This window comes from Lacrimispora sp. (assembly GCF_031982545.1).
Taxonomy (GTDB): Bacteria; Bacillota; Clostridia; order Lachnospirales; family Lachnospiraceae; genus Lacrimispora.
This window is the reverse complement of sequence record NZ_DALYXB010000012.1, coordinates 62,892-88,708: the sequence shown is the minus strand read 5'-3', so window position 1 is coordinate 88,708 and position 25,817 is coordinate 62,892. Positions and strand designations below refer to the sequence as shown.

Genomic DNA, 25,817 nt, shown 5'->3' with positions numbered 1-25,817 from the left:
GCCTCCTGTTTTCATACAGGGCGGGAAAATCCCGCCCTGTATTTTGCTGCTACTTTACTTCTAATTCGGGATACTTCTCTTGTGCTGATGTGTAGAAATTCTTAAGTGCTGTATCTTTGTCAACAGTACCGTTAAAATAATCATGCATAGCATTCTGGAAGCTTTCATTCAGACCCTGATCATAAGGAGAAATCTTGCTCATATCGATCTTCTCTGCAGCGTCACAGTACATCTGAAGTGGATTCTGTCCGCCAAGGAAAGCTGACTTGTAATCGCCCTTTGCAAGAGCTTCCATAACTGTCTTGTTATTAACAAAGTCATTCTTCTCTTCTACAATTTTCTTCATGGTTGCATCATCACAGCAGATTGTCTTCATGATATCTGCTACGATATCAGCGTTATCCGTACCAGTTGCTGCACACAGCCAGGTTCCGCCCCAGTTATAGGATTCTGGTCCAATGGTTGCAGCCCAGTCACCGTAAACGCCATTTCCTACTTCCTGCTTTCCTCCGTCTGCTTCTGCTTTTGCAAGAGAGTTTTTAGCAAGAACGAAGTCTACGCCCCATGCAGGCATGAAATAACCAAATACTTTTCCATCAGGACCCTGTCCGGAAGCCCATTCAGCTGCCCAGAGTGTGGTTTTCTGATTGTAACCGCCGTCTGTATACTTCTTTGTCTGATCAACCCATTTTTCAATGCTTGGATCAATTGCTATCTTCTTTCCATTTACCCATGGAGCAGCTACATTGTTAGAGAAAGTACGGTAAGAATCATCAAAGCCGGAAAGCATAAAATATCCTTTGTCTTTCATCTTGGCAGCTGTTTTGTCAAAAGAGTCCCAGTCATTAATTGCTTTTTGAACTTCTGCAGGATCATCGGTTCCAAGCACTGCCTTGGCAATGGAGCGGCGATAGATATAAAGTCCTGGGCAGCCCTGCCATGAAATACCTTTTTGTGCTCCCTTGGAATCCTTAGCGATTACTTTGGTATAGTCATACTGCTTTGCCATATCCTGTTCTGTAACACCAACATCCTTTAAATCCATGGTGGCGTCGGAATTTACATACTTGAGAATGTAATCTGCTTCAACCAGGAACATATCCACTTTATCATCAGGCTTTGCGTCATTCTGATTTAACAGTGCTTCATCAAGAGCATTCTGATAGGCGTTGTTCTCACTGGGAGTTGTCACAAAGTTAACCTTATAACCTGCCGGAAGCTTGGAAGCATAATAATCTTCATATCTGGCTTTGAATTCATCGTTCCAGACATAAATATTAATCACTTTTCCTCCTTCACCACCAGCTTCTTTCTGCGTCTCCGTCTTTGCCTCAGTTTCCTTGGCAGTCGTCGTGTCTGCAGCTGTGCTTCCGCTTTCGCTCGGTGCGCTCTTTGAGGAGCATCCGGCAACCAGTGAAGCTGCCATCACCGCGCATAATAATCCGCTTACAACTTTCTTCTTCATATTTCCCTCTCCTTTTCTGATATTACTATCATGAAATATTAGCATTACCAACCGATTCCCCTGTAATAAGTTCGCCTTCCACAATAATCTGCTCCGTGAAAGTCGTCTTAGGTTTATCGATCGTGCTTATCAGTTTTTTAGCGGCCTGCATACCAATCGCTGATGTATCCTGACGAATGGTAGTTAGCCTAGGGTTTAATATCTGTGATAATCTGCTGCCGTCATATCCGGCAATTGAGATATCATCTGGAACCCTTAAATCTCTCCTCCGGATTTCATTGAGTCCGCCGATCAGTGCGGTATCATCCGGATATAGAATACAGGTTGGTGGATCTTTTCTGTCTAACAACTCACTGGTACATGCCATAGCCTGGCTGACATCCAGATAATCTGCTTCCAGTACATAATCATCTGGTACTGAAAGTTCCCGGCTTTCAAGAAATCGATAGAAGCTGGTGAGTCTGGCTTTTGTAACGGTAGTGCTCGCCTGTCCGTGTATGTAAGCAATCTTTCTATGTCCTTTTTCATAAACATATTCCATCAGGCTCTCAATGCCCTTTACGTTATCGGACAATACAGAAGAACAGTTTTCATTGATGTGATCGATTGTTACAACTGGGATGTCCCCGTTTAACAGTTCAACCACTTCAGGGTTGTCAAATTTAACACAGGCAATCACCACTCCGTCTACATTTCTGTATTTGCAGTGTTCATAATAGGAAACTTTCTTTTTTCCTATCTGCCCATTAATAAACGTGATATCATAACCCTGCTTTTCCGCCTCTACCTTAAACCCTTCAAGAACCGCGGCAAAATATTCATGGGTCAGACCGCTGTTAGCCTCATCAACGAACAGAACCCCTATGTTATAGCTTCTGTTTGTTTTTAAGGACCTTGCTGCAGCATTGGGAAAATACCCCAGCTTTTCCGCTGCCTGCTTAACTCTTATTTTAGTACTCTCCCCGATGTCACTCTGATCATTAAGCGCCTTGCTCACTGTGGCAACGGAAACCCCGCAGTGCTGTGCCAGTTCTTTCATAGAAATCATATGTCTCATCCTTTTAACTTAATCGTTTTCGTATTTTCACTATACCCCTTTCTTTATCAAAAATCAATATGTTTTTTCTTTTTTGTCTAGTTTAAATAGTTTTTATTCATTGTTTTTGTGCATATTTACATCATACAAAATACTAATATATTTTTTCTACTATAATTTCAAAGATTCCTCTTGTTTTTTTTCTCAACCCGCGCTATTATGACCGTATAACTCCCTATTAGCTTTCTTAATCGTTTTCGAAAAATGTCGTTTTTAGGGATTTGGGTCATCCAACAGGAAGGAGTTATTCAACTATGAAATATGGATATTTTAATGACCAGGACAAAGAATATGTGATTACTGCCCCAGATACTCCTCTGCCGTGGATCAACTATCTGGGAAGCGAGAATTTCTTTTCGCTGGTTTCCAATACCGGAGGGGGATACAGCTTCTATAAAGATGCCAAGATGCTCCGGCTCACAAGGTACCGTTACAATAATGTTCCTCTGGACAGCAACGGACACTACTACTACATTAATGAAAATGGCACTATTTGGAATCCGGGCTGGCAGCCTTCAAAGACTCCGTTGGATTTTTATGAATGCCGCCATGGACTTGGAGTGACCCGTTTCACTGGAAAGAAGAATGGTTTAAAAGCCAATGTAACATCCTTTGTACCTCTGGGAGACTCCTGCGAGATCAACCAGGTAACATGTAAGAACGAAAGCACCGAGTCCAAAGATTTTACCCTATATTCTTATGTGGAATTCTGTCTGTGGAATGCCATGGATGATATGACCAATTTTCAACGGAATTTCAGTACCGGTGAAGTTGAGGTGGAAGGTTCTGTTATTTACCATAAAACAGAATACAGAGAAAGACGAAATCATTATGCCTATTATTCCGTCAATTCACAGATCCAGGGATTTGATACTGACCGGAATACCTTTGTAGGCGTATATGGTTCCAACCAGAACCCTGCTATGGTGGAAAAAAATACTTCCGGTAATTCCATGGCAAGCGGCTGGTCTCCCATCGGTTCTCACCGGATCACACTCCATTTAGAGCCCGGAGAGGAAAAAACCTTTGTTTTTGTTCTTGGTTATGCCGAGAATGAACCAGATTTAAAATGGAGTGCACCAGATGTTATTAACAAAGCACCATCTGATGCTGTGCTGAAAAAATACCGCACTGCTGCTGATATTGAGGCTGCACTGGAAAAGCTGAAACAGTATTGGACAGATCTTTTATCCACCTACAGTGTATCGCTGAAAGAGGAAAAAACAGCTCGCATGGTTAACATCTGGAACCAGTATCAATGTATGGTTACCTTTAACATGTCCCGTTCTGCCTCCTATTACGAATCAGGAACAGGTAGAGGTATGGGATTTCGGGATTCCTGCCAGGATTTGCTTGGTTTCGTACACATGATACCGGAACGGGCCAGAGAGCGGATCATTGATATTGCCTCTACCCAGTTTGAAGACGGAAGTGCTTATCACCAGTATCAGCCTCTTACGAAAAGAGGAAACATGGACATTGGAAGCGGTTTTAATGACGATCCTCTCTGGCTTATTGCAGGTGTCAGCGCATACATACGGGAAACCGGCGACTGGGATATTCTGAAAGAAAATGTTCCTTTCGATAATGATGCTGACAGAAGCCAGACTTTAATGGAACATTTAAGACGTTCCTTTGGATTTACAAAATCCAATTTAGGGCCTCATGGACTTCCCCTAATCGGCCGTGCCGACTGGAATGACTGTCTGAATTTAAACTGCTTCTCGACAGAGCCAGGGGAATCATTTCAAACCACCGGACCATCCGAAGGACCTGTTGCGGAATCTCTGATGATTGCAGGAATGTATGTAAAGTACGGAAAAGAATACGCAGAAATCTGCCGTTTGACGGGATTGGAAGAAGAAGCCATTGAAGCAGAGACTTCTGTAAAAGCGGTTTATGACGCAGTCCTTAAATCCGGTTGGGATGGAGAATGGTTTCTGCGCGCCTATGATGCTGCAGGCAATAAAGTCGGCTCAAAAGAGTGCAGAGAGGGACAGATCTTTATTGAACCTCAGGGATTCTGCGTAATGGGCGGCATCGGAATTGAAGAAGGACTGGCTAAGAAAGCTCTTGACAGTGTACAGGAAAGACTTGATACCACCTACGGAATCGTTCTGCATCAGCCGGCATATCAGACTTACCATAAGGAGCTGGGTGAAATTTCTTCCTATCCGCCAGGATACAAAGAAAATGCCGGCATATTCTGCCACAATAACCCATGGATTTCCATTGCAGAAACCATGATTGGCAGAGGAAACCGTGCATTTGAAGTATACCGGAAAACAGCGCCTGCCTATACTGAGGAAATCAGTGAGATCCATAAAACAGAGCCTTACTGCTATTCCCAGATGATTGCCGGTAAGGATGCTGCTAATTTCGGTGAAGCAAAAAACAGCTGGCTGACTGGTACAGCTGCCTGGACCTTTGTCTGTATCTCCCAGCACATTCTGGGAATACGTCCCGGCTTCCATGGGCTGATTGTTAACCCTTGTCTTCCTGATTCAATGGGAGAATTTTCTGCAATCCGTAAATTCAGGGGTGCCACCTATCACATTCATGTAGCAAGAAATGGGAAAACAGGCAATAAGATTTCTTCCTTCCTGGTGGATGGTTCTGCCATTGAGGGGAATGAGATCCCATTCCAGGCTGGAAAAACAGAATATCGTGTAGATCTTACACTGGAATAAGCAAAAGGGAGAAAGCCGAAATCATGGCTTTCTCCCTTCTCTTTTCTATCCTCTATTCTTTATCATACGCTTCCAGTGCAACGGGCAGCGCCTGTATTACTACATTTCCCGCTGCAGGCAGTCCCACAAGAACGCTGCTGATTATTTCCGCTCTTGTGGCTCCATGGGCTTTTGCCATCTGAACATGGAAAGGCAAACCGCTCTCCAGCCTCATAACAGCCATAACGGCTATATATGCAAGTTCCTCTGTCTTTTTATCAAGGCTGCTTACTGAATCCAGCTTGTGGATCATCTCCATCCATGGGGTCTGAACCTCCGGTACCTCCTGTGCAAATACTGAAAATGCATTGCTAACCTGCATACTTTTACTCCTCTCTTTCTGTGTAACTCTGTTTATTCTTTAGAAAACTGATCCTTCCAGGCGGGCAGCTTTTTCATACTGCTCACTGCAATTTTTTCTGCTGCTGATTCATCAAACCCCTGTGTTTCCATAATAAACTTTGTCATACCGGCTTTTGCCTCTTCAAAAGACCGCATGGTTCCGTCGGGTCTGGCACAATAAACACAGTATTCTTTCTGCTCGTCGCCCTGTGGAAAATCCGATTTCTTTTCCATAGGCATACCGCAGGCGATGCATATCTTCATATCGCTCTCCTTTTCTACTTCGTAATCAGACTTATAAATGTGTGTTTCAATTCTCCTGCATAGCGGGCTAAAACCGGTTCGTCCGGGGAAAAGAAATCCTTGTTCCATAAATAATAATGAACCATGCCAAGCCAGGTATTAAAAAGCATATGAACAGGAACCTCTTTTACAATTCCATTCTTTATCTCCCTTGACAACAGGAGATTGAAATGATGGGCAATTGTGGACTGATTATCCGCATACACATACTGTACCTCTTCTGGCAAAAGGCTTCTCTCCGTAATCAGGCGCAGATAAAACTCCTCATGATCAATGAGAACCTTTAAATGTGCATCCAGAAAGTCGCTGACACTGGCACCGGCACTGGATTCTCCCATATCGTGAAATTCAGCGGCAAGGCTGATCTGAAACTCACCAATAATGCACTCCAGCAAATCATTCAGGGACTGGAAATGGGCAAAAACAGTTCCATGTGAGACCCCAGCCTCCCTGGCAATTCTGGCTGTTGAAGCGGAGAAACCTTCCGTTGCATAGATCCGGTATGCAGTATCAATAATTTTCTGCCTGGTACTTTCTTTTTGTATCTGTCTTTTTGATTTCATATTAATGACCACCAACTCATTGAGTGTGTACTCAATATAATCTTTTTTTTATCTCTTGTCAACATTTTTATTGTAAAAATAATTATATAATCCAAACGGAACCGGCTAGAGCTTTTCACCGGTTATACGTAACCCCATAAAATCCTTGATTACTACTCCACCTTTAAGCCTGCTGCTGTTAAGAAGTTTCTCCATCTCTTCCAGAGTATAAGAGGCATACAGGGAGGAAAGAAATCCAGGTCTTAATTCTTTGGGCTTTGTACTGAAATATATCATATATTTTTTTAAATAACCGATATCCCGTCTCATATCTGTAATACAATATCTTCCTCCTGTGCGCAGAACCCGGTAAATCTCGTTAAAAACCTGAACCGGATTTTCCCACTCATGGAGGGATCCATTGGATACTACTCTATCAAATGCTGCATCCTCAAAAGGCATATTCATTCCATTGCCCTGTACATAACGAGCTGGAATTCCATACTCCCTGGCATTTTTTTCCGCAATACGGATCATGGCAGGGCTGATCTCACAGCCAGTAAGTGTTTTTGGATTTACCTGTTTTGCCAGCTCCAGGCCAACGTAACCAGGGCCGGGGCCTATTTCCAGTATATCTCCCCCATTTATCCCGGAAGCTATCATCTCAGCCACTCCATTCCAGCCCTTATCCCTCATACCCTTTGCAAACTCATCGAATATCTCTGCCGTCACTTCACTCTGGATCCCCTCATTGGTTTCAATTACTCTTGCTGCTGTCATAACCTGTTCCTTTCTTCCCGATCGCATCTATGGATTCTTCGGCCCAGCTTAGCTCAGCCTTGTAATGCATCAGATGGTGATTAAATATAATATCAGCATAAGTCTTCATTTCTTCCGGTATTACTTTTTCCATCTCCGTTCTGTGATCTTCAATTCCCATCATTAGCTTTTTCAACTTGCTGATATGAAGGGCCAGGCTCTGTAAAAAATCAGAATCAGTCAGATATTCAGAAAAATAGAATGCAGCGTCAGCATCAAAAACCGGACGGTAACTCATATCCAGAGTCTGCTTTAGCAACTCCTTAAATTTTTCTGCCCCACTCTGTCCCACAAAGTAAACAGTTTTTTCAGGTCTGGCACTTTGCTTATCTCTTATGGCTGTTAAAATACCGGAAGCTTCCATTTTCTCAAGATGGTAATACACATTCGGCAATTTGATCTTGGTAAAATCCTCCAGCTGCTCTTCCATAATTTTTTTAATCTGGTAGCCGTGCTGCGGTCCAAAGCGCAGTAATATTCCAAGTATATACAATGGTATCATAAGAATTTGCTCCTTTTTATAGTCAGTACTGACTATCTATATTTTTCATTATACTCAGTACTGACTAATTGTCAATGCGATTTTGTCTTCTTAATGCTGTTTTTTTATGTATTTTTTGTTTTTTCCTGTATTCTGCCATTTGTTTGGTATTTGGTTCCTCCATTGGCATAAAATGGTTATATACTTTATAGAAAGGCAGGCTTGTCATGAACAATATACTGGATAATGATTATTATGACTTTATCATCAGCAACACCCTGATCCCTTCTAATGACTTTTCAGAAAATGTCACAAAATTAAACAGTGATTATTCTCTGCTTCATCTGGCAAAAAAAATAGGCAGGCCTGCGATCTGGGCTTACATCCATACGAAAATTTTCCTTCCATTTTTACACTGACTTCTACCATATCCACGGATCCTCCCGACAGTGCCGCCCTTGCTGACCAGCTTCTTTCCAATTATATGGGGCTTGGAATTGTAATTGGAATCATCGACACAGGCATTGATTATTCCCACCCTGCTTTTCAAAATCACGATGGAACAACCCGAATACTTTCAATCTGGGACCAGACTGACCAGTCCGGCAAGCCTCCATCCGGTTTTGCGTTTGGCTCTGAATATACAAAGAATCATATTAATACTGCTTTAAAATCTCCTCTTCCACTAAATATTGTCCCTGAAGTCGATACAATCGGACACGGAACTGCCGTTTCCAGTATCATATCAGGAAGCCATAATGAGGAAAACTCTTTTATGGGAATTGTTCCACAGAGTAAGCTGGCTGTTGTAAAATTAAAAGAAGCAAAAGAAAATTTAAAACAGATTTATTTTATTCCGAACTATTCCCTGTGTTATCAGGAGTCTGATATTATGCTTGGTATCCGATATCTTCTGGGTGTGGCGGAACAGTTAAACCGGCCTCTGATTCTTTGTATCTGCATGGGCAGCAGCCAGGGGGGACATGATGGGCGTGGACCCCTTTGTTCTTATTTAGATCAGCTGACCAGACAGCCACGTATTGGTACTGTCATTGCAGCAGGCAACGAAGCAGCCCTTAAGCGGCATTATTATTGTTATTCTCATACACCGCCCTTTTACAGCGGCTTTGATCTAAAAGTAGGGACAGAGGATCGAATGTTCTCCATGGAGATCTGGCCATTTCCAGCCGGGAGGATCACCCTTGAACTCTACTCTCCGGATTGTGAAATAGTAAGCAGTCACTATACTTCCATTAATACCTGTCAGACGTTCAGTCTGTCACAGGGACAGAGTTCTGTCTTCATCAATAATATTATTCTGGAAGGTTCTACCGGAGATCAGATGATACTGGTCCGTTTCGACAATCCCTTACCCGGCATCTGGCACTGCAGGGTTAAAAGCGAAGGAAATGAGCCCTTTTCCTTTCACTGCTGGCTCCCCTCGGGAAACCTTATCACTGCTGATACCCGCTTTTATCAATCAGATCCAAATACAACCATTACCTCCCCGGGAGATGCACGTGTTCCCCTGACAGTAGCGGCTTATAATCAACTTGACAACTGTTTTCTGGAAGAATCCGGCAGAGGATTCTCCCGGTTTGGTGAGATTGTTCCAGATGTTTCTGCTCCTGGTTTTAAAATCCCCTGCGCTCTGCCGGGAAACCGGTACGGTACGCTTACTGGCACCGGCGCCGCTGCCGCGCATGCTGCCGGTGCTGCTGCAATGATAATGGAATGGGGATTTGTCAGAGGCAACCATACTCCGATCACCGGGGTAAAGGCAAACCGCATGATAATACGCTGCGCAAAACGTGATAACGCTTACTTCTATCCAAATAACATATGGGGATATGGCAGAATAGATATGCTTCATTTTTTTGAACAGATCTCTACTTTTACCTAATAGAAAAAGACCTGTGAATCCGGATGGTTCCTCATTCACAGGTCTTATCAATTACTTTATGAAAATGCAATATTAATATCAATTGGAATATCGTCTGCCAGCAACTCAATACAAAGAATCTGATTGGAATTCATCTTCACAGAAACCTGATCACCATAAAGCAGCGTAGGAGTTGAGATATCTACCGTAATACCAATGTTGGAAAAAAATGTAGCAGCATTGGCTGTAAGCATATTGGCCAGTTCTGAAATTGCACTCTGCGCCATTTCATTAAAATCATCCACTGGCATCCCCATCATCATCGTAGATGCTACTTTTTTTGCGCTTTCCAGATCCAGATAATAGACAACATTTCCTTTTATCTCTCCTACAATACCAACTGTCATAATGACACCTGTATAAGTCAGATTGCAATCTTTCAGGCTTAAATTGGTCTTTTCAACTTTTTCAAATCCCAGCTGGGGCATAACAGAAAGAAATGCTTCAATAAAAGGATTTATGTATTTTACATCCACTGATCATCACCCCTTTGAAAACCTATATTTAACAAAATTTCTCCAAAATCGGAATCCGCCAGTATGTTTGTTGTTGTATATCCAGGAGCAGTAATATGAATACTTTCCCCATGCATGATTGTGGGTGGTGCCACCCGGAGTCCATAAGCCTTATTCATTCTGTTTATGATAGAGCAGGCATTCCCGGATACAATGTTGGTAAACTCTCCAAGTACTGCAAGCACCTCATCAATGCCTGAAGCCTCTCTTTTCATAATGGAAGCAGTCAGCTTATAAGCTGTTTCCATCTTTACATCAATCAGCATTCTTCCGGAAAACTTACCGATGATACCTACGATAACTGCCAGACCTTCTGATTGGAATTCCTTGCTGCAGACATGTTCATCCTTATACTGGATCAACGACTTTGTAAGTTTGTTTGTTCCGTCAAGAAGTGCTTCTTTAAAAATCTTAATATACTCACTTGATAAAAAACGAAACAGTTCTTCCGATGACATAACACGGTTTACCGCAGTCATCAGCTCGTCTTCATCAATTGGTTTCTGGACATAGGCTGAAACCTTGTTTTCTTTTGCTTCTTTCACAATTTCATCATCCATCATGGAACTGATAACAATAACTTTAATGTTTCTGTCAATTTCATGAATTGCACGGGTGCACTCCAATCCATCGGTTCCAGGCAGTGTCATATCCATCGTCACAAGCTGAGGCTTTGTTTCCTGTATCACCTGTTTTACTTCTTCCAGTGTCCCCGCTTCTCCAACTACTTCAAGACCGTTTCTAACAAGAATTCCTTTGATAAACGCGATAGAGAAGGGAGAATCATCAACTATAACAACTTTTGTACCCGCCATAGAATAAAGCCTCCTGTAATTAATAATGATTATTACCTTTTTTATTATACAACAATATCATATAATGGCGTATTTTGTCAAAAGGTTTACTTGTCTGATTACAAAGGTTCGTTTATTAAGTCATATTTTTTCCAAATATCACCGAAAACGGTATCACTCATATTTTACAGCTCATATAATAATAGAAACGATTATATCGGTGAATGATGCTATGTTTGAAAACGACAAAACCGAATTCGATTCTGAAATGACGAATCTGCCGGAATTTCCTTCGGATTTCGGTCCAAATCCATTTATTATTGACATGCAAAAAGCAGCCAGACAAAATGACAATTTTCGCACTACATTGTGGACCGGAGACCATCTTCAAGTCACACTGATGAACATACCAGTGAAAGGAACCGTGGGTCTGGAAGTCCATTCAGATCTTGACCAGTTTTTGAGAGTGGAGGAAGGCCTGGGTCTGGTTCAGCTTGGAACTTCAAAGCTTTCCATGGATTCCCAATATTTGGTATTTGACAATTACAGCATATTTGTTCCTGCAGGCATCTGGCATAATATTGTTAATATTGGAAACCAGCCCCTTAGAATGACTTCTGTCTATGCTCCTCCTCACTACGAATGGGGCACCGTACATCCAACCAAGGCCGACAGCATTTCCAACGATGAAAGCTGATCGGGTTCTTATGAGACATAAAATTGCAGCCTGCCCGTATGAACCGGGCAGGCTGCAGTATTGTGTTTTAATGTGTGACATTAATGGTAACAGCTTTTGGTCTTGTCATGGCTTCTATGGAATATCTTACCCCCTGAGTCCCCATACCGGAAGCCTTTACTCCCAGGAACGGAAAATGATCTGGTCCCCGTTCCGTCTTATTATTAATCTGAACCGTTCCCACTTCTAATTTCTCAGCAATGAGAAACGCTTTATTAATGTCTTTTGTAAATACGGAAGATTGTAAACCATACTCGGAACGGTTGGCAATTTCCACTGCTTCATCCATATTCTTTACCCGGATAATCGGCAGAATCGGCGAAAATGGTTCTTTCCACGCGATCTCCATATCCACTGTCACCTTATCTAACAAGGTGGGATAAATCAGGTTCCCTTCTCGTTTATTACCCACAATCAGTTCAGCCCCTTTGTCAAGGGCATCCTGAGTTAAAAATACCGCAAAATCCGCTGCCTTCTGATCAATTAAGGGGGTAACAACCGCAGATTTTCTGGGATCTCCGACAGACAATTTTTCAATTCTTGATTTCAGCATGGTGACTAACTGGTCCGCTACTTTATCTGTGGTAATAATTCGTTTTACCGCTGTACAGCGCTGTCCGGAATAGGAAAATGCACCTTCCACGATATTATCTGCCGCATACTCCAAATCTGCATCTTCCAGTACAAGAGCCGCATCCTTGCCGCCAAGTTCCAGAAGCAGGGGCGTCATACAGGAAATCTGGGATATGTGCCTGCCCACCTCCGTGCTGCCTGTGAAATTAATAAAATCAATTCCCTGGTGGGTTACAATGTAATCGCCGATCTCACTTCCTTTTCCAGTTACTGTCTGCATCACCCCTGCCGGAAGTCCTGCATCCTGCAATGCTTTTACAAGGTGAAGTGCACTGATGGCGCCTTGTGTTGCAGGTTTCAATATAACTGCATTGCCCCCCATTAATGCTGGTGCTATCTTGGAGGCCGATAAATTAATTGGGTAGTTAAAGGGGGATATCGCTAATACGGTACCAAGAGGAATTCTCTTTATATAGGACATCTTATTGCGTGAGCCCCCTGGGAAATTCTCACCGCTCACTGCGATTCCTTCCAGACTTTTCCCTGCATCTGCAGTAAAACGTAAAAAGTCCACAGTTCGTTTGACTTCTGATACGGAAGATTTCTTATCTTTTGCGATCTCCATCATGAGGATATCAGATATTTCTTCTGTCCGTTCTTCCAGGAGCGCTGCAGCCTTATAAAGGATCGCTGCTTTTTCGTATATGGGTACAGTAGCCCACTGGGATTGACCGGCTTTGGAATACCGGACAATATCATCTACTTCTTCCTTACTGATCGCCTGTATCTTACCCACGAAAGAACCGTCCGCAGGTGATGTTATGGTTATGACATCTCCTGATGCAGATTCTGTCCACTGCCCATTGATTAAATTGTTATATATAAGATTCTCATTGCATAATCCAGCCATATGATTCTCTCCTCTCATTTCTTTATAATGACCATCTGTCTATAATATACCTAAAATATAAAATCAGATACCAATGATTTTATATGCTTCCAGTATATAGAACATCCGTTCTCAATGCAAATAAACTTTTTATTAATTATTTGATAATAGCAATCATTATGATACAATAGAACTTTAAGCGCCAGAATATATTTTTAATGACAGGCGTGAATATTTTACATAATACAGGGGATATGAGATGAAACGAAGGATGATATTTTTATTATTTGCAATTACTATTTCCATACTATTATCAAGTTGTGCACCGTCACTTAGCGAAGTGGAACTGCAAAAGCGTAGGGATGATTATTCACAATTGGTTAATTCTCTTCATGAAGTCGGCTATGATCAAGAATTTAAGTTGCTGAAAGAGAAAAATTCTATGGAACAGAATTTAAGAAATCTTTGGAAGTACTATCTGTCAGACCATGATTTTTCTTACAGAGATACCCGTAAGAACGTGGAACTGTTAATTAAGCTTGGAAACTTTGACTTTATTGCAGAAGGGCTTCGATCCAAAGCTGCGGACGACAATCCATATTATCACGATTGGCCGCGTGACAGCCAGTATAATACCAAATCAGAAACGGTGTGGTTCAGCGATGAAGAAGTACTGTGGCTTATGTTGCTTTTGCCAGACTCTGATATTCCAGAGGAGCACACAGGGCTTAAGGAGGTTCTGGCTGAATGCGGGAAAAATATTCTGGGGGAAGACTTGTACGAACCAGCGACAACGGAGGGCATCTGGTTTTATTATGAAAAAACAAGCCCCGGTTTATTAGAAAAAATAAATCCGGATTTTCTGACTTATCTCTCAAATGACATTAAAACCGCCTTTCAAAACGCAGACGATGACATTCAGAATCGATTTATGCAAGCCATCGACCCTGGAAAATTCAGAAATATATATTACACAGATAGTCCGGTTCACGTTTTTTCATTGGAGGAATCAGAACAACTGATGCGTGAGTTTCCACCTGCAGGCACGTGGGATGGAGGATATATTCGTATCGTGAATGATCCAACCCACGGGGATTTGATTCATAAGTATGATATCAATGACTCTGTGTATGGCGCTTATGCATATGCAAGAGAGTCCGATGCTTTGGTTCCTGTAATCAATCCGGCAGATGCACGTTTTGCAGTTTATGAAGAATACACGGATGGAAAGTATTATTCCACTTACACTGGCAGCAGAAATTTTGCTGTGTATCTTATGAGCTTAAAAATACGCATTGTGGATTTATTAACCGGAGAGGAAATATTCAGCGAGTTGGCACTCAGCAATCCGCCGCCTGACGAGCTTTCATGGACGACTACTTACGGGTACAGCAATTTCAAAATCGTAGATAATAAACATTTTTACAATGATTTTGATTGGGGCAGGTACGCAGCTGTGATGGAGAAGTACTGTAATATCCCGGTTTCGTCAATCCAGCAGGAACGGTAAATACATAATGATCATGAACGCCAAATAGAAAAGGAGTTCTCTTTGGAGAACTCCTTTTCCTGATTCATTTCACTACTACCCCCACCCCATCGGGTATGACTGTTATGTCCGCATCTGACCCTTTTATTTCCAAAGCCCTCTTAAGTGCTTCCTCAAATGTATCTGCATGCTGCATATGCATTTTTTTAATCATTTCCGGATCACATAGATCCGAAACAAGTATGACTGTATGCTTTTTAAGTATCCGCGCAAGTATCTGGAACTCCCATTGATCGGGTATCGTTTCATTTCTCCCGGTTTTCATGACACGGTTAAGTACTTCTTCCGGACTCTTTGCATTTGCCATGTTTTCATAAAAGGATTTACCTCCATGCCCGTCATTACAGGCTGAGACCATAATTATAACCCCGTCCTCTTTGCACACAGCTTCAGCTGCCGTCATTCCTTTCACAGACTGATATACATTCTGGTCAAGAGGATATCCTCCATTGGAGGTAACGGCAATATCAGCTTTTACAGCCTTGACCGAAGCCAGATCCATAACAAATTCACATCCTTCTGTGTGTGCCTGTTCGCTGTCTCCTGCAAAAGCATTAATAATATTTTTTTCACTGTCAATGACAACATTCAGTATAAATGCAAGCTTTGCCTGTCTGGCTGCATAAAGCATATCGTTATGAATGGGGTTGTCATGAATGACTCCCGTCCTGGCGTACTCGCTTGCTATAAATTCGGAGCAATGGTTTGCCATTACTGTTTTCGCTGATGCCACGCCTGGAAGTACACTCTTTCTTCCTCCGGAAAATCCCGCGAAAAAATGAGGCTCTATAAATCCTTCGGAAATCAATAACTCCGTTTCCATAGCCAGCTTATTAAGCCAGAGTTCTCCGCCGGAAGGTAGCGTTCCCACTCTCACTACGCTGTTTTCATCTTCTGATAAGTGATTGATGATCACTTCATGGTCTGCTATTTCCTGTCCAAACTTATGGATCAGTTCTTCCGTTGTATCGGGTCTGTGAAAGCCGGTAGCAATTAATATTTTAATATCAATATCGGGGTTTACCGCCCTGATCCGTTTAAGAAGGATTGGCATTGTCACTTTGCTTGGAACAGGTCTGGTATGATCACTTGTTATAATCACCATGTTTTTCTTTCCCCGAACCAGCTCTTCTAGGGATGGACTTCCGATTGGGTGATCCAAAGCCCTGTTTACAATCTCCTCCTGACTGCCACTGGCGTGATAAGTATGAGCTTTTGATTCTAATATTCCAACCAGATTATGATCTGGAATTTCAACCTCTAAAAGTCTATTTGAATACGGTATTTTTATTTTGGCCATAAGATTCCCTCACGATCTTTTTATCCCATTGATTTACTGAAAAATCTTCCCCGGGTTTAAAATGTTTCTGGAATCAAAAGCCAGTTTTATATTCTTCATCAGTTCTACATATTCATGACTGTATTGTTCCAGCATATATGCTTTCTTGGCAAAACCAATTCCATGTTCTCCGGATACCAGGCCGCTTAGCTCCCTTGATTTGCTGTACATGGCTTCAAATACTTCTGAAAGTTTCTTTTTCCAGGCTTCCTCTGAAAGCTCATCCTTTAATACATATACATGAAGATTCCCGTCTCCTGCATGACCAAAGCTTCTGATTCTTACTTGAAATCTGTCTTGAAGTTCGTGGGTATATTTAATAAACTCGGCAACTTTATTTCTGGGAACTACTACGTCACATTCATCCATATCTGTGGTTGATGCTTTCACAGCTTCCAGAAATGCTCCTCTTGCAGACCAGACAGAGTCCTTTCTCTCATCTGTATCAACAATAAATACATCGCAGGCACCTTCCTTCAGGCAGATATCCGCTACTTTTTCATATGCCCCTTCGATTTCCTCCCTGGTATTTCCGTCAAATGTCAGTAAGAGATATGCATCGGAAGAATTGTCAGGAAATTTTTTCCCTAAGTATTCCTCGGCTGCCAGAATTACTTCTCTCTGCATAAATTCTATGGCAGTGGGAGCAGCTTTTGATTTCACGATTTCTGGAACCGTACTGATCGCCATATCCAGGCTGGGAAATGGAATTAACAGTGATATCGCCTTTTTAGGCAAGGGAAGCAGTTTTAAAATGGCCTTTGTTACAATTCCAAGGGTTCCTTCTGACCCGCATATTAAGTCTTTTATACTATAGCCGGAGGAGTTTTTTACCACCTTACCACCGATTTCAAGGATTTCCCCGTTTGGAAGAACAACCTCCAGCCCTCTTACGTAATCTCTGGTAACTCCATACTTAACCGCTCTCATGCCTCCTGCATTGGTATTGATGTTACCGGCAATCGTCGCTGATTTTTCACCTGGATCTGGGGGATAGAACAAATCATGTTCTTCGACAAATTCACTGATTTCCATTAATAAGACCCCCGGTTCCAGAGTCAGAGTCAGATTTTCTTCGTCTATTTCCAGTATCCGGTTCATCTTAGACATATTGATCATAATTCCTCCGTAAACCGGAACGGAGGCTCCCACTAAACCAGTACCTGATCCTCTGGCTACAACAGGAATTCTATGGTCATAGGCATATTTCATGATCTTTGATACTTCTTCTGTTGTAAGAACATCCACCAGTACATCTGGCCTCCGGCTTATTCCGCCCATTTCATCATGACTGAAATCATCATTAATTTCATCATCGGTAAATACTCTGTCCCTGCCTAGCAGAGTCACCAGATATTCCACGTCTCCGGTATCAATTTTCTTATAATCCATCACAATTATTCCCTCCTTGATTCGTAATTTTGTATCAATATATCGGCCCGCATTCTATGTATAAATTGTTAACTACGCTCCTGTACACTTTAAGTCTTTCACAAGCTGGGGCACGATTTCATAAATATCTCCTACGATTCCATAATGTGCTGTATGAAAGATCGAGGCGTTTTCGTCTTTATTGATAGCAAAAATACGATCTGAGTGATTCATTCCTGCCACAAACTGAACGGCACCGGATATTCCCAGGGCAATGATCAGTTTTGGCTTCACCGTTCTCCCGGAAAGACCAATCTGCTTCTTTGCCGGAATCAGCCCTGCCTCCACAAGAGGCCTTGTTCCAGCAATCTGGGCATGGAGCAGATCTGCCAGATCCTGCACCATAGCCATATCTTTTTCAGATTTTATGGCTCTGCCTACTGCAACGATCACCTCCGCATCAGATATATTTTCCTCTGCTTTTTTCTTTGTAATCTTTAAAACCTCTATCTGGGATTTCATTTTTTCCGGTTCCAGTTCACATACCGTTATCGTTCCTTTGGGATCCCACTGTCTTTCTGGTGCATTCATAATCTTATATCTTACCGTTGCCATCTGGGGTCTTGTATTGGGGCATATAATCTGAGCCATAATATTGCCGCCAAAGGCCGGTCTGATCTGTACAAGATCTGTGTTTTCCTTCATTTCAAGTATGGTGCAGTCAGCAGTTAATCCGGTTCTGAACCTGGTAGCTACTCTGGGAGCAAGAGATCTTCCTGTGGTCGTGGCACCCACCAGAATGGAAGACGGTTTAACTTTATTTATAAAGTCTTCCATGGCTGCCGTATAAGTTTCGATTCTGAAATCCTTTAATTCTTTGTTATCGTATACAAAGACTTCATCCACACCGTAATGCAGCAGCTCTTCTGCTTTCTTTTTTATATTGTGGCCAATAAAAATGCAATACACCGGGAAATCAACAACTGAAGCAAGCTCTCTGGCTTTTCCGATCAGCTCCATTGTCACCGGGTGAATGGTTCCTTCTACATGATCAACATAGACGGCTATTCCTCTCCACAAGCTCTTATCAACCTTTTTTGTCTCAGTTTCAACAAATTCCATCACGCCTGCAGGACCCTTTTTCACACATATCTTACACATCTTACAGCCTGCATTCACCTGTACTTTTCCGTCCGTGTATTCAATTGCTCCAAAAGGACAGACTTTTAATAATTCTTCGATATTTGACTTATTCACATTCTCCTGGTTACATATTAACTTGCCCATAAAATCCCCACCCTTCTTTATATAAATTTTAACTCTTTCAGTTTTGATGCCATCTGTAAGCTGAGTTTATCGCCGGTTCCAGTCCATATTTCTCTGTCCTTGTTGATGGATGGAGGGAATATTCTCTCTACCTGTGTGGGGGAACCATTTAACCCATATTTCATCTCATCTTTATCTTCAAAATCATTGATGGTCAGTATTTTGATTTCCTTGTCTTTTGCCTCTAACTTTTTCTTGTAAGATGGCAGTCTTGGCTGAAAAATATCTTTCTCCACGGTAATTAAACATGGAAACTGAATTTCGGCGACTTCAATGGTGTCCGGCATATCCATTTCTACTATGATTGATTTTTCTTTAATTTCTACAATTTTTAAGACGTTGGTAATATGCGGGATTCCAAGATATTCCCCCATCTCTGGTCCTACCTGAGCGGTATCACCATCTGTTGTCTGCTTTCCGCATAATATAAGATCAAAATCCCCCATTTTTCTCACGCCCTGGGAAATAGTGTAAGAGGTTGCAAGTACATCTGCTCCTGCAAACTTTCTGTCCGTTATTAATGCTCCGTCGTCTGCTCCCATCATATAAGCTTCTTTAATTACCTCTTTCGCCTGAGGCGGTCCCATGCTGATCACCTTTACCAATCCACCCTGCTGCTCCTTCATTTTCAGTGCGGTTTCCAAAGCATACAAGTCATAAGGGTTCATTTTTGAATCTACACCATCTCTTTTTAAAACACCAGTTACCGGATCCACTTCAACTTTTGATGTATCCGGAACCTGCTTGATACAGACTAAAATATCCATACGTATCCCTCTCTTTCTATGTATTAAATATAGTGTGGCAAATCATACAAACGTAACATGAATTTGTATTGCTTTATTGGTATAATGGTCTGACCACTTATTGCCATAATATCACAATATTAAAAAAACATCTATACATTTTCAAAAATTATAGTAAAAATATAAAAATAAAAAGGTCAGAGCGGCTGATCAATTTGATTTTAAGCCGTTCTGACCTTGTACCATCAGATTCAGATCACTTCTAGCAATACATCAATAACCCCGCCGCACACCATGCCTTCCTCTTCCGCATCTGCTCCGGTCATATCCACATGGAAAAGCTGGGACTTCTCCCTTTCACTGTGAAGCATCTGGAATGCGATCTGCAGAACCTCTGACTCCATACAACCGCCGCCAATGGTTCCAATACACCTTCCTTCCGGCGTTACCAGCATCTTAGTACCAACATCCCGGGGAGCAGACCCCTTTCTTGCCACAATGGTAACCAGAACGTTTCGTCCTGTTTTTTCTTCCGGCTTCAAAATGGCGTGCAATATATCTTTGGAATATCCGCTGGAACGCATCTTCTTGTTCTTCACTTCAATGATTTCTGCCATAATAGCAACTCCGATTTCAACCGGAGTTTCCGCATTGATACTCAGGCCTATGGGACTGTATAACTGATCAAGAACTGTCTTATCGCAGCCGTTTAACAATGCGGTCTCTTTTACCTTTGCCACCCGTGCCCGGCTTCCAATCATTCCAATATAGGCCTGTTTTTTCCTGGCGATCAGTTCCAGACACGTCTGATCATAGCGGTGGCCTCTAGTTACAATAACAAAATACGTATTACTGCTGCCCTCCACTTGGCTCAGTCCCTGTTCAAATGGTTCACAAATAACCGTTGTCGCTCCTGCCCGCCTTGCATTGTCTGCAAACTGGGGGCGGTCTTCAAGCACGGTGACTTTACACCCCATCATGAGACCAATCTGTATCACCGGAATTGAGACATGACCTGCACCACATATCACCAGATGAATCTCCTGACCCAGCCAGTCACAGTAAATCCGCCTGCCATCAAGAGTAATCAACCCTTTCTTGCATTGATCTTTGTTACTTGCCACGTTCCATATCGTTTCAGCATGCCCAGAAAAATAACCGGACTCTTTTGTCTCACAGATAAGCATCTCATCAGAAAACAATGCCTTCTGTCCCAATGCGTCTCCGTCGATCACTGTCGCAACCATATTTCTTTTATTGGGATCGCAGTCTGCAATGGCTTTGTATAGTTCCAACATATTTTTTCTCCTTATCATCAGATCATTTTAATATACTTGTTGGTGTAATCAAGATGCTGACGCATCGCTTTACGTGCTGCAACAGAACTGTGCATCTCAATGGCCAGATAGATTTCCTTATGTTGTAACAAAAGTATTTTTTTCTTTTCCTGGTCCGCTATGATTAATTTCCTGGTATCTTTAATAAAATCATCTACCAGATGGGAAACAGTTCTTAGAATATTAAAAATCAACACATTTCCTGAGTACTCTGCAATCTTATAATGCAGCTCTTTATCAATCATTGCATTCATTTTTTCATCTGTACAGTTTTCAAACCGTTCCATGATTTCTTTTAATTCGCCTAATTGTTCATCGGTTATTCTCTTTGCAGCCAGACCGGAAGCCTCTACTTCCATAATCTTTCTTAATTCCAGTATGTCTTCCGGATTGGTTCCTTCCAGCGTATACATGATAGATAAAGGTTCAAACAAATTATCCTGGAAGCTTGATTTAATAAAATTTCCTTCTCCCTGCCTGCACTCGATTAATCCAATGACTTCCAACGCCCGGAGAGCTTCCCGGATTGACGCTCTGCTCACCTGTAATTCTTCAACTAAATCTCTCTCAGAAGGAAGCTTGTCTCCTTTTTTCAAAACTCCGTTGTCAATCATTTCCCTGATCTGATCCATTACCTGTTCATAAACCTTCGTGTTTTTAATTGGGCTGAACATCTTATCCTCCTGCTTGCTGACATGCTTAGTCATATTATACAATTAATACCATATTAATTCAACACCATCGGCAGGTCAAGCATGTATGCAGGAGAAACATCCGGAGTAACTCAATCTGTTATTATTTTCTTGCTGCTATTGTGAAAATAGGGGTAGGATTATAGAATTGGTTTATTTCACTGTAAATTCTGTCTCCCACCTGCTCATCCAACCTGATCTCCTTAAATCCTGCAGATTTCAGAAGCTGAACATCCCATGCAGGTCTTGGATTTGAGATGGGACGCAGTTCCGTTTTTAAATGTTCATATGCACTCCACTGTTCCTGCGTAATCTTTGAATGTGCATGATTTTCCGGCAGTTTTTGCTGTTCATTCTCTCTGCTGTAATCTCCGTCAAAATTAATGAGGACTCCATCCTCTTTCAAAAGATTATGCCATTTCTCATAAGCTTTTTTAAGATCCGGCAATGTCCATGCCACATTGCGGGTGACAATCGCATCGAAGCTGTCATCTGGAAAATCCGGCATCTCTGCATCCATTACATAAAATTCAGCAGGTATTCCCAAAATGGACGATGATTTTCTTGCTTCCCGGATCATTTTCTCAGTGAGATCAATCCCCGTCAGGTCGTGGCCTTCCGCCCCAAGTAAAAAGCAGAAAAAACCTGTTCCTGTACCAATATCCAGTATTTTAAGACCTTTTTTAGCAGGTAGATAGGTTTGAAGTTCCTTCAGCCATCGCCCGCGCATATCAGAATTCAGCTCTTGTATTTTTAGTTCATTAAATATCTCTGCCCGTGAGGACCAGTAGTCCGTCACCTCTTCTTTAATTTTCTTGTTTAAGTTTATGTCATTTACTTCACTCATAAGTAACTGCTCCTCCAATGCCTGCTAATGATTGACCGTTGTATTTTCATCAACCCAGTAGAAATCTGCAGGGGTAGAATTAATTCCGTCAACATGTTTTTTCATAACAAAGTTCATTATGGGATAACAAAAATAAATTGCTGCCCCGTCATTTAAAAGAACCTGCTCTGCCTGTTTGATCAGATCTTTTCTCTGTTTCGGATCTGCACTTACATGCACCTGGTCCATAAGAGAATTAAACTCTTCGCTGTTATATCCTGTTGCATTATAGGTACCGCCCGCTTTAAAATAGGTATTGATCTGATTCTCAGGATCTCCGCAGTTCATGATGTTAATGCTCATACAAAGCAAATCATAATCACCCGTCTTTTGCATATCCATAACGGTCTGGGTATCATGGACTTCCGGGGTGACTTTGATTCCCACCTTGGCCATCGCTGCCTGAGCTGCCTCCACAACAATCTGCTGTTCCGGGCGTCCGGTATAATAGACGAAACGAAGATTTAATGGCTCTCCAGCCGGAGTTTCACGGAAGCCATCTCCGTCAACATCGGTATAGCCTGCTTCATCCAACAGTTTTTTTGCATTCTCAGGATTGTAAGCATTGGGATCCGTCAGCGTATCGTATCCATAATCGGAGGCAGATGTTATCAGTGTTTTTCCTGGAACATACTGATTTTTCAGCAAAATTTTGCAGTAAGAATCTTTGTCCTGCATTTGAAGGACTGCCTCACGAAGTACTTTGTCGCCCAGTGCTCCTTTCTGATTCATAAAACCAATGGTGGTACGCCCACTGGGGTTTGTTTTAATTTTATAATCGCTGTTTTTTTCAAATGTACCAATATCATTCATGCTGACATTATAGACCGCATCGAAGTCACCTGACTGAAGTCCCATACTGATTGTGGACTGGTCCTCAGAATAAATGAATTCAATCCGATCCGTCTTTATTTCCCCATTCCAGTAATTCTCGTTTTTAACTACCACACATTTCTTTGTGGCAGTATCAAAGGATTCACATACATACGGACCAGTTCCAATTGGACCGTTATCCCCGATTTTGCTGTTATCAACCGATGTGTCTATGATACAGAATAATGGATCAGCCAGCTTATTCGGCAAAATGGGCTCCGGCTTTTGGGTGGTAATCACCAGTTTCTGGCCTTCAGCTTCTATGGAAACAGGGGCGAAATACTCCACACCTCTTTCTCCATTCTCAAAAACATTCTCCAGAGATTTTTTAACGGCCTCCGCATCCAGCTTGTTTCCGTTGGAAAATGTCACCTTGTCTTTTATGGTAAAAGTCCATACCGTATTGTCCTCATTGGAGGAATAATCATCCTCTGTAAGCCAGCCGGATATGGAATAATCATCATTCATTTTTGTTAAAGTCTGGCAAATGCCATAACGTACCGGATACCAGCCATTATAAGCCTTAATCGGGTCCAAAGTACCCGCTGACTGACCGCTTCCGATTACCAGTGTCTTTTTACCTTCTTCTGCGCCAGTTGATGTCTTCCCAGTGCCTGCCGCAGCCCCGCATCCAGACAACAAGCTGCCCCACATAGCTGTTGATAAAAAAACCGCAATTATTTTTTTTAATTCTGCTTTCTTCATTTATCCTCCTGATATTTAAAACGATTAATTTGATGGCATGCTACCAGATGATTGGGTTCTATCTCCCATAATCCTGGTTTTTCTGCTCTGCATACATCCATACAATGAATACAGCGGTTTTGGAAAGGGCATCCATCTTGTATATTCAATGGGCTTGGTATTTCACTTTCCATGCTGACTATTTCCTTTGAAAAATCCATGTGAAGATCAAAAATAGAATCCAGTAACGCCTGTGTATACGGGTGTCTGGCTTTTGTGCTGACTTCTTTTCCGCTTAAAATCTCAACAACATTGCCCAGATACATAACTGCGATCTGGTGTGCAAATTGCTGTACCAATGCCAGATCATGGCTGATAAAGCCTATGGATATCTGTTTCCTCTTTTGCAGATCTAAAAGCAGTTCCACAATTGTCTGCTGCACAGAAACATCAAGTGCCGATGTTATTTCATCACAAATAATCACTTCCGGTTCCAGTGCCAATGCTCTGGCAATACCGATACGCTGCCGCTGACCACCGCTCATGTCATGGGGATAACGCTCTGCAAAGCTGCCCGGAAGTTCTACCATTTCAAGAAGTTCTCTGGCTCTTGAATCCATTTCATTTTTCTTAATCAGATTAAAATTAAAAAGCGGTTCACAAATTATTTCTTTCACTTTCATCCGGGGGTGAAATGCTTCCCCAGGATCCTGAAAAATCATCTGAATGTTTCTGCGGCTTAGACGAAGTTCTTCGCCTTTTCGCTCTGTGATATTTTTTCCATGAAACAATATTTCCCCAGAAGTTGGTTTTTCCAGCCCCACTGCCATTTGCATAAAAGTACTTTTTCCGCAACCACTCTCTCCAACGATACCAAGGGTCCGGTTCTTGTAGAAATTAAGGCTGACATCATCACAGGCGGTCAGAATTCTATGCCTGGATAGTTGATATGTTTTTGTAAGATGCCTGGCCTCAATAATCAGATCATCCCGTTCAAACATAATAATAACCTCCCAGTGACGGCACTGCAGATAAGAGTTTCTTTGTATATTCAGCCTGGGAATTATGCAAAATGTGATCTCTGTCACCGCTGTCTGCTATTTTTCCGTCTTTCATCACCACAATATGATCCGACATATATGCTGCAAGAGCCAGGTTATGGGTTATCATAATAATACTGGTGCCATACTCCTCTCTCAATTTCATCATCTGGCGGATCATCTGCGCCTGCATTGTGATATCCAGTGCGCTGGTAGGCTCATCGGCAAGCAGCAGCTTCGGCTTAAAAACCATGGCAAACGCAATTCCAACACGCTGTTTCATACCGCCTGAAAGTTGGAACGGATAGGATTTCATGATGTGCTCCCCATCAGGCAGACACGCGCGCTCCAGCATTTCTACACCTTTTTCCCATGCTTCTTTTCTGCTATAATCTCCATGGGCGCGGATATATTCAACAAACTGGGAACCGATTGTACGGATTGGATTCAACATGGCTCCTGAATTCTGAAAAATCACGGAAATTTCTGTGCCATAAATCTTTCTCCAGTCACTTGCTGTATTTGATAAAAGAGATTCTCCCTCAAAGAAGATATCTCCCTGTGCTACCCTTCCCCGTCCCGGCAGATTCCCCATAACTGCACGGATAACAGAAGTTTTCCCGCTTCCGCTTTCTCCCACCAGACAACAGATTTCTCCCTGTTTTACAGCCAGGGAGAAATTTTCAACTGCTGGTTTGCCGCTTTTATTATAATTAACCGATATATTTTGTATTTCCAGCATAATTTC

The 25,817-nt window shown here is 42.1% G+C and carries 25 protein-coding genes; 5 read left to right on the top strand and 20 right to left on the bottom strand.

Annotated elements, in window-relative coordinates; translation table 11 throughout:
* Positions 1-49: 49 nt before the first annotated feature.
* On the bottom strand, positions 50-1,465 hold the full coding sequence (locus ABS301_RS19595) for a carbohydrate ABC transporter substrate-binding protein (RefSeq protein WP_349673814.1): 1,416 nt from the start codon (positions 1,463-1,465) through the stop codon (positions 50-52).
* 28 nt (positions 1,466-1,493) lie between these two features.
* Positions 1,494-2,513 (bottom strand): LacI family DNA-binding transcriptional regulator, encoded by a 1,020-nt coding sequence (locus ABS301_RS19590; RefSeq protein ID WP_104436057.1) that lies wholly within the window; start codon positions 2,511-2,513, stop codon positions 1,494-1,496.
* A 302-nt stretch (positions 2,514-2,815) separates the two neighbouring features.
* On the opposite strand from ABS301_RS19590, the gene ABS301_RS19585 reads away from it, so the two are divergent.
* The gene (locus tag ABS301_RS19585; RefSeq protein ID WP_349673813.1) at positions 2,816-5,251 is read left to right on the top strand and encodes a glycoside hydrolase family 94 protein; all 2,436 of its coding nucleotides are present in this window, start codon (positions 2,816-2,818) and stop codon (positions 5,249-5,251) included.
* A 52-nt stretch (positions 5,252-5,303) separates the two neighbouring features.
* Here the strand turns inward: ABS301_RS19585 and ABS301_RS19580 are convergent, their stop codons facing one another.
* The 5 genes from ABS301_RS19580 to ABS301_RS19560 form a co-directional block, all read right to left on the bottom strand.
* Positions 5,304-5,612, bottom strand: a complete 309-nt coding sequence (locus ABS301_RS19580; protein WP_349673812.1) for a carboxymuconolactone decarboxylase family protein — start codon at positions 5,610-5,612, stop codon at positions 5,304-5,306.
* 32 nt (positions 5,613-5,644) lie between these two features.
* Positions 5,645-5,896 carry a zinc ribbon domain-containing protein gene (locus ABS301_RS19575; protein WP_349673811.1) on the bottom strand — a complete coding sequence of 84 codons (252 nt, stop codon included), beginning with the start codon at positions 5,894-5,896 and terminating at the stop codon, positions 5,645-5,647.
* 14 nt (positions 5,897-5,910) lie between these two features.
* The gene (locus tag ABS301_RS19570) at positions 5,911-6,498 is read right to left on the bottom strand and encodes a TetR/AcrR family transcriptional regulator (protein ID WP_349673810.1); all 588 of its coding nucleotides are present in this window, start codon (positions 6,496-6,498) and stop codon (positions 5,911-5,913) included.
* 105 nt (positions 6,499-6,603) lie between these two features.
* Complete coding sequence (locus ABS301_RS19565; protein WP_349673809.1) at positions 6,604-7,257, bottom strand: class I SAM-dependent methyltransferase; 654 nt, start codon at positions 7,255-7,257, stop codon at positions 6,604-6,606.
* Entirely contained in the window at positions 7,235-7,798 is a 564-nt protein-coding gene (locus tag ABS301_RS19560; protein WP_349673808.1) for a PadR family transcriptional regulator, read from the bottom strand. Before ABS301_RS19560 ends, ABS301_RS19565 begins: the two co-directional genes overlap by 23 nt.
* Before the next feature lie 206 nt (positions 7,799-8,004).
* On the opposite strand from ABS301_RS19560, the gene ABS301_RS19555 reads away from it, so the two are divergent.
* Complete coding sequence (locus tag ABS301_RS19555; RefSeq protein ID WP_349673807.1) at positions 8,005-8,196, top strand: hypothetical protein; 192 nt, start codon at positions 8,005-8,007, stop codon at positions 8,194-8,196.
* Between the two features lie 65 nt (positions 8,197-8,261).
* Complete coding sequence (locus tag ABS301_RS19550) at positions 8,262-9,680, top strand: S8 family peptidase (RefSeq protein WP_349673806.1); 1,419 nt, start codon at positions 8,262-8,264, stop codon at positions 9,678-9,680.
* A 56-nt stretch (positions 9,681-9,736) separates the two neighbouring features.
* On the opposite strand, the gene ABS301_RS19545 is transcribed toward ABS301_RS19550, so the two are convergent.
* Together ABS301_RS19545 and ABS301_RS19540 are read right to left on the bottom strand one after the other, a co-directional pair.
* Complete coding sequence (locus ABS301_RS19545; protein WP_349673805.1) at positions 9,737-10,195, bottom strand: chemotaxis protein CheX; 459 nt, start codon at positions 10,193-10,195, stop codon at positions 9,737-9,739.
* Positions 10,186-11,049 carry a response regulator gene (locus ABS301_RS19540; RefSeq protein ID WP_349673804.1) on the bottom strand — a complete coding sequence of 288 codons (864 nt, stop codon included), beginning with the start codon at positions 11,047-11,049 and terminating at the stop codon, positions 10,186-10,188. Before ABS301_RS19540 ends, ABS301_RS19545 begins: the two co-directional genes overlap by 10 nt.
* 211 nt (positions 11,050-11,260) lie before the next feature.
* On the opposite strand from ABS301_RS19540, the gene ABS301_RS19535 reads away from it, so the two are divergent.
* A complete protein-coding gene (locus ABS301_RS19535; RefSeq protein WP_349673803.1) occupies positions 11,261-11,725 on the top strand; it encodes a cupin domain-containing protein in 465 nt (154 codons plus the stop codon).
* A gap of 67 nt (positions 11,726-11,792) precedes the next feature.
* Here ABS301_RS19535 and ABS301_RS19530 read toward each other — a convergent pair whose 3' ends face one another.
* Positions 11,793-13,247, bottom strand: coding sequence for an NADP-dependent glyceraldehyde-3-phosphate dehydrogenase (locus ABS301_RS19530; protein ID WP_349673802.1), 1,455 nt, complete (start codon positions 13,245-13,247; stop codon positions 11,793-11,795).
* A gap of 238 nt (positions 13,248-13,485) precedes the next feature.
* Here ABS301_RS19530 and ABS301_RS19525 point away from each other — a divergent pair, with 238 nt between their 5' ends.
* Positions 13,486-14,736, top strand: a complete 1,251-nt coding sequence (locus ABS301_RS19525) for a hypothetical protein (protein ID WP_349673801.1) — start codon at positions 13,486-13,488, stop codon at positions 14,734-14,736.
* Positions 14,737-14,800: 64 nt separating this feature from the next.
* On the opposite strand, the gene larA is transcribed toward ABS301_RS19525, so the two are convergent.
* The 10 genes from larA to ABS301_RS19475 form a co-directional block, all read right to left on the bottom strand.
* Positions 14,801-16,075, bottom strand: coding sequence for a nickel-dependent lactate racemase (larA, locus tag ABS301_RS19520; protein WP_349673800.1), 1,275 nt, complete (start codon positions 16,073-16,075; stop codon positions 14,801-14,803).
* 33 nt (positions 16,076-16,108) lie between these two features.
* Entirely contained in the window at positions 16,109-17,506 is a 1,398-nt protein-coding gene (locus ABS301_RS19515) for an FAD-binding oxidoreductase (protein WP_349673799.1), read from the bottom strand.
* A 72-nt stretch (positions 17,507-17,578) separates the two neighbouring features.
* Entirely contained in the window at positions 17,579-18,772 is a 1,194-nt protein-coding gene (locus ABS301_RS19510) for an electron transfer flavoprotein subunit alpha (RefSeq protein WP_349673798.1), read from the bottom strand.
* A 17-nt stretch (positions 18,773-18,789) separates the two neighbouring features.
* A complete protein-coding gene (locus ABS301_RS19505) occupies positions 18,790-19,578 on the bottom strand; it encodes an electron transfer flavoprotein subunit beta/FixA family protein (protein ID WP_349673797.1) in 789 nt (262 codons plus the stop codon).
* A 230-nt stretch (positions 19,579-19,808) separates the two neighbouring features.
* Positions 19,809-20,855 (bottom strand): XdhC family protein, encoded by a 1,047-nt coding sequence (locus tag ABS301_RS19500; RefSeq protein WP_349673796.1) that lies wholly within the window; start codon positions 20,853-20,855, stop codon positions 19,809-19,811.
* A gap of 17 nt (positions 20,856-20,872) precedes the next feature.
* Positions 20,873-21,568 carry a FadR/GntR family transcriptional regulator gene (locus tag ABS301_RS19495; protein WP_349673795.1) on the bottom strand — a complete coding sequence of 232 codons (696 nt, stop codon included), beginning with the start codon at positions 21,566-21,568 and terminating at the stop codon, positions 20,873-20,875.
* A 121-nt stretch (positions 21,569-21,689) separates the two neighbouring features.
* A complete protein-coding gene (locus ABS301_RS19490; RefSeq protein ID WP_349673794.1) occupies positions 21,690-22,433 on the bottom strand; it encodes a class I SAM-dependent methyltransferase in 744 nt (247 codons plus the stop codon).
* A 24-nt stretch (positions 22,434-22,457) separates the two neighbouring features.
* Positions 22,458-24,050, bottom strand: coding sequence for an ABC transporter substrate-binding protein (locus tag ABS301_RS19485; protein ID WP_349673793.1), 1,593 nt, complete (start codon positions 24,048-24,050; stop codon positions 22,458-22,460).
* Positions 24,047-25,030 carry an oligopeptide/dipeptide ABC transporter ATP-binding protein gene (locus ABS301_RS19480; RefSeq protein ID WP_349673792.1) on the bottom strand — a complete coding sequence of 328 codons (984 nt, stop codon included), beginning with the start codon at positions 25,028-25,030 and terminating at the stop codon, positions 24,047-24,049. The genes ABS301_RS19485 and ABS301_RS19480 overlap by 4 nt, the downstream gene beginning before the upstream one ends.
* Positions 25,023-25,811, bottom strand: coding sequence for an ABC transporter ATP-binding protein (locus tag ABS301_RS19475; RefSeq protein ID WP_349673791.1), 789 nt, complete (start codon positions 25,809-25,811; stop codon positions 25,023-25,025). Before ABS301_RS19475 ends, ABS301_RS19480 begins: the two co-directional genes overlap by 8 nt.
* Positions 25,812-25,817: the final 6 nt, after the last annotated feature.

Coding starts and splice junctions, on each gene's coding strand:
- ABS301_RS19595 (WP_349673814.1), bottom strand. CDS start 1,465: ATGAAGAAGAAAGTTGTAAGCGGATTATTATGCGCGGTGATGGCAGCT.
- ABS301_RS19590 (WP_104436057.1), bottom strand. CDS start 2,513: ATGATTTCTATGAAAGAACTGGCACAGCACTGCGGGGTTTCCGTTGCC.
- ABS301_RS19585 (WP_349673813.1), top strand. CDS start 2,816: ATGAAATATGGATATTTTAATGACCAGGACAAAGAATATGTGATTACT.
- ABS301_RS19580 (WP_349673812.1), bottom strand. CDS start 5,612: ATGCAGGTTAGCAATGCATTTTCAGTATTTGCACAGGAGGTACCGGAG.
- ABS301_RS19575 (WP_349673811.1), bottom strand. CDS start 5,896: ATGAAGATATGCATCGCCTGCGGTATGCCTATGGAAAAGAAATCGGAT.
- ABS301_RS19570 (WP_349673810.1), bottom strand. CDS start 6,498: ATGAAATCAAAAAGACAGATACAAAAAGAAAGTACCAGGCAGAAAATT.
- ABS301_RS19565 (WP_349673809.1), bottom strand. CDS start 7,257: ATGACAGCAGCAAGAGTAATTGAAACCAATGAGGGGATCCAGAGTGAA.
- ABS301_RS19560 (WP_349673808.1), bottom strand. CDS start 7,798: ATGATACCATTGTATATACTTGGAATATTACTGCGCTTTGGACCGCAG.
- ABS301_RS19555 (WP_349673807.1), top strand. CDS start 8,005: ATGAACAATATACTGGATAATGATTATTATGACTTTATCATCAGCAAC.
- ABS301_RS19550 (WP_349673806.1), top strand. CDS start 8,262: ATGGGGCTTGGAATTGTAATTGGAATCATCGACACAGGCATTGATTAT.
- ABS301_RS19540 (WP_349673804.1), bottom strand. CDS start 11,049: ATGGCGGGTACAAAAGTTGTTATAGTTGATGATTCTCCCTTCTCTATC.
- ABS301_RS19535 (WP_349673803.1), top strand. CDS start 11,261: ATGTTTGAAAACGACAAAACCGAATTCGATTCTGAAATGACGAATCTG.
- ABS301_RS19530 (WP_349673802.1), bottom strand. CDS start 13,247: ATGGCTGGATTATGCAATGAGAATCTTATATATAACAATTTAATCAAT.
- ABS301_RS19525 (WP_349673801.1), top strand. CDS start 13,486: ATGAAACGAAGGATGATATTTTTATTATTTGCAATTACTATTTCCATA.
- larA (WP_349673800.1), bottom strand. CDS start 16,075: ATGGCCAAAATAAAAATACCGTATTCAAATAGACTTTTAGAGGTTGAA.
- ABS301_RS19515 (WP_349673799.1), bottom strand. CDS start 17,506: ATGGATTATAAGAAAATTGATACCGGAGACGTGGAATATCTGGTGACT.
- ABS301_RS19510 (WP_349673798.1), bottom strand. CDS start 18,772: ATGGGCAAGTTAATATGTAACCAGGAGAATGTGAATAAGTCAAATATC.
- ABS301_RS19505 (WP_349673797.1), bottom strand. CDS start 19,578: ATGGATATTTTAGTCTGTATCAAGCAGGTTCCGGATACATCAAAAGTT.
- ABS301_RS19500 (WP_349673796.1), bottom strand. CDS start 20,855: ATGTTGGAACTATACAAAGCCATTGCAGACTGCGATCCCAATAAAAGA.
- ABS301_RS19495 (WP_349673795.1), bottom strand. CDS start 21,568: ATGTTCAGCCCAATTAAAAACACGAAGGTTTATGAACAGGTAATGGAT.
- ABS301_RS19490 (WP_349673794.1), bottom strand. CDS start 22,433: ATGAGTGAAGTAAATGACATAAACTTAAACAAGAAAATTAAAGAAGAG.
- ABS301_RS19485 (WP_349673793.1), bottom strand. CDS start 24,050: ATGAAGAAAGCAGAATTAAAAAAAATAATTGCGGTTTTTTTATCAACA.
- ABS301_RS19480 (WP_349673792.1), bottom strand. CDS start 25,030: ATGTTTGAACGGGATGATCTGATTATTGAGGCCAGGCATCTTACAAAA.
- ABS301_RS19475 (WP_349673791.1), bottom strand. CDS start 25,811: ATGCTGGAAATACAAAATATATCGGTTAATTATAATAAAAGCGGCAAA.